This window comes from Luteolibacter sp. (assembly GCF_039920825.1).
Classification (GTDB): domain Bacteria; phylum Verrucomicrobiota; class Verrucomicrobiia; order Verrucomicrobiales; family Akkermansiaceae; genus Luteolibacter.
Genome location: NZ_JBDSCX010000088.1, coordinates 25,600 through 31,599, shown reverse-complemented (window position 1 = coordinate 31,599; position 6,000 = coordinate 25,600). Strand labels below are relative to the sequence as shown.

Below are 6,000 nucleotides of genomic sequence, written 5' to 3'. Positions count from 1 at the left end.
GCAGGGGCCCATGGGGCATTTTTCGGGCTGATAGGATGGCTGATGCGGAAGCTGTCGCGGCTCGACAGGGATCCTGTCGCCCACGGCATCGGTTTTCGGTCAATCCACACGATTTACAAACCCGCGACATATGTCCGCGAATGGATCACCATCCATCTCGAAACCGGACGTTTTTCAACAGGCTGCTAAGTGCGGAGTTTTGCAACTGGTGGTCTCCTTTCTCCCGCAATCTACGGAATTTCCGTATTTAGGTTACTCCGCTCAGTAACCCGGAACGTCCGAATAATCAGTGAACTGATCTTGTAATGATCACCGCTGCAACCGCGTCCGAAGCATCCCAAATCGGCAAGACCTTCAACACGGCCAAGTATTGCAGTTGGTCGCCATTAGAGATCGCCCATGCGTATGCTTCAAAAGCTTCTTGATGCCCGATCAGCGAAAACGTCTCAACGCGGCCGTCGAAGATTTTCTTGCCGGCGTGAAAATAGGTCACCCGGCTTGTGCCGGAATGCAGACAGTCGCAGCCGTGTAGGGCCGTGACTGCGGCCTTGAGGTGATGAAGGTATTCACTCACTTTATTCGATCCTTTCGACAAAACGGGCGGTAGTCCAAATCAGATTCGCCGAAGCCGAAATCTAGGAAATCCCCGAATTTCGTACGTTCTGCATTTGGCTTTTTGCAATGCCCCGACAACAGCGGTGAAAACCCAGGGGCTGACGGAGACCGACGCAGTGCGGAGATTACAAACATGACATGAAATTACCGACTGTCGTTCAATACCTTCGGATTGGTAGAGTTTTCCCTTCTACAACAGGCCGAAAATGTGGGTTACCAAGGCCATAGGTCGGAACGGCTTCAGCAGCTCCAGCGATCTGGACCACAAAATAATTCAGGTACACGAACAATACCCGCACAGACAACTTGGATTCGCGCATGTGGTCTGCGGTTCTGAGGGAGCGCCGATGTATTGTGCCGATGCACCTCGTCGCAGACCGCGAGCCTCCTAAACAACCATCCAATCGGGAATAATACCCCGTTCCGGGCTGTCGCCGAAGAAAAACGAATCCGCCTCTATCTGCTCAACTCCGACGTAAATCGAACCATACCCGTGAAGTTCCAAGAAAATTCCCTGTTTCTCGGCTTCGACGAAATTAACCCGGTAAATCATTCCCGATTCCGCCAATCTAAAACAAACGTCTTCTTGCTCCAGAATCGACCCGACGCGAACCACAAAGGTTGCTATCGAATTGCTGACACTAAAATCGTCTCGTGCGAGTTCTGCCATTTCCGAAGCTTTTCACCGAAAATAAAAGCGACGCAAGAAGGTTTGGTTCGGAACGGGAAAATAGGTAAATCGCCTACTCGGATTCCTGATCGTGCTTGGTTAATTGATCTTCCGCCTCGCGGACTAGCGAATCCAGCAAGCAGGCCATTCTATCGTCAATCTCGACACTGTTTTGAATTAGACAGTAGCCGAAGAAATGGACCAAGCCCTGAAGATCGTAGTCAAAAATTTCATTTAAGGCTGTGGCCAGTCCCGTCTTTATCTGGAAGTCGTAGTTCTCGGAATCCGCTTCACGGGGAAAGGGTTCCGCATCCTCGATCTCTCCGATTTGGCCAGCGAGCTTTCGCAGTTCCAAGATGAGGGGCTTCTGCTTTTCTTCTTCAGTCACTTTCTAAATCTGGGTGATTTTAAAGCCTCGTCCAGCCGAAACCGGACGAGGCGTGATGATGTAGGCAATCAGGCGACGGACAGCGCCCGCTTCGTTTCTCTCTCCTCTGGCGTCTCGATTGCGACCCCCCCAGCCGGATCCGCACCGGCGCTCATAAACCTTATTCCGCTTCGCGAGCCGCTCGAAAGCGATCGCTTGGTCAGCCCATGACACAAGGTCCCGGTCGTGGATTCCATCAGGTGTTTTCAGCGCTTCTTCAACATTGTAACGAAGCGACCAGCCGCTTCGCAGAGAAGCCCGTGCAACAGTTCAGGGAGCGGTCTGCGGAGGATTTCTGCGACTCGCGATAAGATCGCGTGAGCCTCTGGACAGAACTGCAAGGTGGCCTCGCTGGTGGCTTCGTCCTTCGTTGCATCATTTATTGTTTCGAGAACGAAGAAAGCGATACGCCGGGAAGACAGCCGTGGAAGGCTTGCCGGTAAAAGGATGATCGGCACTTTTCCTCCTGCCGTCGAACGGCGCATCAAGCGCGGCCATCGGGAAATTGACACGGTCATGGACGCCGGAAAGTCCTGCGTACTAACGCTCTTCGAGAGAGTTAGCGGATACGCGATGATCGGGAACGCTAAGAGGACCCGAAGATTCCAAACCCGCCGGTCAAATCGGAAAAATCGGGGCGAATATATCAAATTGGGTGTCCATATCCCGGGTTGAGCCGACAGAATAGAGTGAAGTATGTCCTCATCCGGCCCACCTGATTCAGAACTTCTCGCGCACTGGCTCGCAAACCGGCGGGAAGCCGCTTTTCATTCATTGGTTGATCGCTACTCCGGGCTAGTCCACTCGGCAGCCAAGAGGGTCTGTGATGATGGCGCCCTCGCCGCCGATGCAGCCCAACTCACCTTCATCACCCTTGCGATAAAAGCGAACTCCCTGACATCGCGCTCTTCGCTGGCCGGCTGGCTGCATGTCACCGCCGTCATGCAGGCGAAAAACCTGTTGCGCCACCACCAGCGTGAAATCCGCAAACTCCAGCTTCTGCACACTCACATGGAAACCCCGCCACCGGACTCTCCCGCAGATGCTTGGAAACGTCTCCAACCCGTCTTGGACAACGCCATCGCCGCGCTTTCCGCGAACGACCGCGAGGCAATCTTGCTCCGCTTTTACCGCTCACTTTCCGTCCCGGAGATCGCCAACAAGCTCGGCATCGCGACCGCCACCGCCCACAAGCGTCTCGACCGTGCCCTCGTGCGCCTCCGCCACCAGATTTCCCGCCGCGGTGGCGAGGTCGAAGGCTCGCTGGGCATCACACTGGCCGCCGGCTTCTCCGCTGATGCCCTGACCCTCTTGCCTGCCGTCCGGCTCATCGCTGCGAAAGCGACCGCTGCAGCCACCGGAACCAGCGCCATTTTCACCTTAGGAATTCTCATGACGACCAAAACCACAACTACAGTTGCCGCAAGCATCCTCCTGCTCGCCGGTGCCGGGGCTTATTTTCTCCTCACCACCGGGCACGACGCCGCGGGCGATAATCGTCACCAAGCATCCCAACCCTCGACTCACTCCTCCCCCAGCCGCTTGGCTCCTGACGAAGAAGCTCCCGCTCTTGGAACCACCCGGCCCCACACCCGTGAAGCGCCCAAGAATCCCGACCTGGTCGCTCAGTATGGCGAATCCCGGACCAACCTCTCACGCCAAATCACCGGCAACATCATCAGCTTGCTCGATGACGTCGTGGAAATCGGGGAATTGTCTCTCAATGGCGGCGGAGTGACCTTCGGCGATGGCTGGCATACCGGTTTGAAAGGTGTGGGCAGAGCACTCAAGCTGACCCCGGAACAGGAGGAGAAGGTCGCGGCCCTCTATTCCGGCTTCCAAACCCGTCAGCTCGACCTCGCCAAGGCCTCCACTGCCGGCATGAAGGAAGACCCGGCCAAGGTGATGCGGTTGCTCCTTGCCAACGACGCGTTCTCGCGGGCGGAAATCACCGCGTCCGAATACGCGGCGCTTCAGAACACATCCCGGGATGACCAGCAGGGAATTGTCGGCGCGCTGGGAAAACTGAACCTGGGCGGGTCGCCGGTGCTGGATGACATATACCGTGCGCAATTCCGTGCCCTTCTCGATCCTTCCCAAGCCGGGATCTTCCAAGCCGCCATGGAGGAGACCGACGCCAAGGCCCTCGCCGCCCAAGCCCAAGAAACCGAAATCACCAAAGTGATGGCCATGAATCTCCAGCAACTCGACCAATATGTGGATTCCTCCCGGAAAATGGCCGGTGGGTTCAAAACCATGCTCGAAGGCATCGGAACCATCCGCGCAAATAATACGCCTCTTCCCGCCCATTGAGATCCTGAATGGTGAGATTACCCACGTTGAAAACTGCAAAGAGCAAATCCGGCGGCCCGGCCCACAAGATGATCCAGCGGAATACCACCAACACCCGCACCGACAATCTCGATTCGCGGATCCGAGGGCCTGCTTCTCCCCTTTCATGACCGCATGCTGGCAGTGCTGGATTTAGAAGACGCGCTCGCTTACCTTCGCGGTGGTCCGCCGCCAGAAAATGATAAGCCATACGAAGATCCTCTCCTCGCCGTGCTGCGAGTCTGCTAGTCGGACTTACGGGGGAAAAGGAACCACCCCCGACGGATCAGCATGGAGAGCTTTTTTGAGGGAGACTGATTAGGACCAGCCATCGCCCGCGCTGTTGATTCGGCATTGAGACCGCCGGCAAGCTCCTGCTCAGCGAGCGGTGGCACCTTTGATCGTGGCTTCGAGAATGGCCCTCATCGCTTCCATTTCCTGCAAGCGCACATCGAGTTTCTGCGCCGGGGGCGGAACGCTGTAGGACATTTCCAACGGAGCCGCTATTTCTCGCTCATAGGCGGGCCATTGATCAGGGGCCAGGACATTGCGGATCTGTTCCTTTTTGAGAGCGGACATTTCGTCGTCGATCGCGAAGAGCAGCGGTGACCGCATGACGTTCGAAAGGGAATCGCGGACGGGCCCCGAGGCGGCCGCAAGCGCTTGGTCATATTGGGATTGGGAGAGTATGCCGGTGGCGCACTGATCACTCGCGAGAATGAGTTCGGTGAGTTCCTTGGAATGCTTCTGGATCTCCGCCACTTTTGCGTCATACAGAGCGGCTGCTTTTTGGCGCGCACCGTTTTCGATCTCTGTGATCTTATCGGCTTGTTCTGAAGAAATGTTGCAATCCTTGTAGGGCGAACGGCTGGCAACGATGTCGCGATCGACGGCCGGCACGTGAAGCTGGAACTGGCGCATCGCTTCCAGTGCGGCCAGCGTGGCGGCGGAGGATTTCGAGGCGGCTTTTACTTTTTCTTCGCCGTAGGTGGCAACCAAGGCGGAATCGGTATCGCTGGAATTGACGACAGGCCGTTTCGGTCGCCGCGTGGTATCGCCGATGCCGCCGGAGGCTGTCGGCGAGCTGCCGGAGGCAACAGCTTTCAAGTCGGCGGAGGAAGCGTCGGCTGCGGGTTTCCGAACCGAAAAAGCGATGCTACCCGATATGATGAGAAGAATTAAAACGATGGCGAGCGATATGCTGGATTTGACCTTCATGATGAGAGTGATGAAAAGCATGGATGCAAATGGTCTTGCGGGAGCGGTGGCCGACGCGACGATGCGTGAGATGTGACTGACGGAGGCGGTCGCATCTCCCGCAAAGCCCGCGGCCAGAGTGGCGGCCAACGGAGTCTTTAGGGCACAGCCACGGCGCTGCATGCCCGAACGCAGACGCTCCAAGGCCCGGGACAGACGTTTTTGGGCCGCCTTCGTTTCGATCTCAAGAGCCTCGGCGATCTCTGTGATGCTGAGGTCACGGTAGAAGCGGAGCAGGATCATCCCGCGGTCTTTTTCACCCAAGCGGGACAGAGCTCCATCCAGTTCGGGTTTGAGTGCGGCCCAAGCATCCTCCGTGGAGGCATTCGGCGAAGCCCTCAAGTTCGTTTGTTGATCGAAAGTCCGAAGCTTATTAGATTCCGCCTGCCGTTTTCGACGGAGATTCCTGATCTTATGAATTGCAGTCAGGTGAAGCCATCCGGCCAAGGAGGTCCGGTTGCGGAGGAGCGGCGCTTTCCGAGCGAGAGTGATGAACGTTTCCTGAACAGCCTCTTCAGCGGTCAAGGCGTCGCCAGTGCGGAGGGCCACGGCTTGGACCATTCCGCCGTAGCGAATGACCAAGGCTTCGAACGCGGATTGCGAACCGGTATCGAGCCAAAGTTCCAGCAGTCGGTGGTCGGTAGGTTCCTCCATACATCTATCTCTTGCTCGCCGTGGGAGAAAGGAGACAATTTTCTTT

Annotated in this window: 7 protein-coding genes; 2 read left to right on the top strand and 5 right to left on the bottom strand. The window is 56.6% G+C overall.

Annotation, left to right across the window (positions count from 1 at the left end):
* Positions 1 to 189: hypothetical protein (locus ABIQ96_RS25485; RefSeq protein ID WP_348217484.1), on the top strand; the 189-nt coding region annotated here is incomplete at its 5' end.
* A 97-nt stretch (positions 190 to 286) separates the two neighbouring features.
* Here the strand turns inward: ABIQ96_RS25485 and ABIQ96_RS25480 are convergent.
* From ABIQ96_RS25480 to ABIQ96_RS25465, 4 genes are all read right to left on the bottom strand, one after another.
* Entirely contained in the window at positions 287 to 574 is a 288-nt protein-coding gene (locus ABIQ96_RS25480) for a hypothetical protein (protein WP_348217483.1), read from the bottom strand.
* A 429-nt stretch (positions 575 to 1,003) separates the two neighbouring features.
* A complete protein-coding gene (locus tag ABIQ96_RS25475) occupies positions 1,004 to 1,285 on the bottom strand; it encodes a hypothetical protein (RefSeq protein WP_348217482.1) in 282 nt (93 codons plus the stop codon).
* A gap of 73 nt (positions 1,286 to 1,358) precedes the next feature.
* Positions 1,359 to 1,673 carry a hypothetical protein gene (locus tag ABIQ96_RS25470; RefSeq protein ID WP_348217481.1) on the bottom strand — a complete coding sequence of 105 codons (315 nt, stop codon included), beginning with the start codon at positions 1,671 to 1,673 and terminating at the stop codon, positions 1,359 to 1,361.
* 414 nt (positions 1,674 to 2,087) lie between these two features.
* Positions 2,088 to 2,210: a hypothetical protein gene (locus tag ABIQ96_RS25465; protein ID WP_348217480.1), complete on the bottom strand. Its 123-nt coding sequence runs from the start codon at positions 2,208 to 2,210 to the stop codon at positions 2,088 to 2,090.
* A gap of 198 nt (positions 2,211 to 2,408) precedes the next feature.
* Here ABIQ96_RS25465 and ABIQ96_RS25460 point away from each other — a divergent pair, with 198 nt between their 5' ends.
* Entirely contained in the window at positions 2,409 to 4,025 is a 1,617-nt protein-coding gene (locus tag ABIQ96_RS25460) for a sigma-70 family RNA polymerase sigma factor (protein WP_348217479.1), read from the top strand.
* 396 nt (positions 4,026 to 4,421) lie between these two features.
* Here ABIQ96_RS25460 and ABIQ96_RS25455 read toward each other — a convergent pair whose 3' ends face one another.
* Positions 4,422 to 5,954, bottom strand: a complete 1,533-nt coding sequence (locus ABIQ96_RS25455) for a sigma-70 family RNA polymerase sigma factor (RefSeq protein ID WP_348217478.1) — start codon at positions 5,952 to 5,954, stop codon at positions 4,422 to 4,424.
* Positions 5,955 to 6,000: the final 46 nt, after the last annotated feature.

What these genes read in the sequence shown, in the direction of transcription:
- ABIQ96_RS25455 (WP_348217478.1), bottom strand. Translation starts at nt 5,954, where the DNA reads ATGGAGGAACCTACCGACCACCGACTGCTGGAACTTTGGCTCGATACC.
- ABIQ96_RS25475 (WP_348217482.1), bottom strand. Translation starts at nt 1,285, where the DNA reads ATGGCAGAACTCGCACGAGACGATTTTAGTGTCAGCAATTCGATAGCA.
- ABIQ96_RS25465 (WP_348217480.1), bottom strand. Translation starts at nt 2,210, where the DNA reads ATGGCCGCGCTTGATGCGCCGTTCGACGGCAGGAGGAAAAGTGCCGAT.
- ABIQ96_RS25460 (WP_348217479.1), top strand. Translation starts at nt 2,409, where the DNA reads ATGTCCTCATCCGGCCCACCTGATTCAGAACTTCTCGCGCACTGGCTC.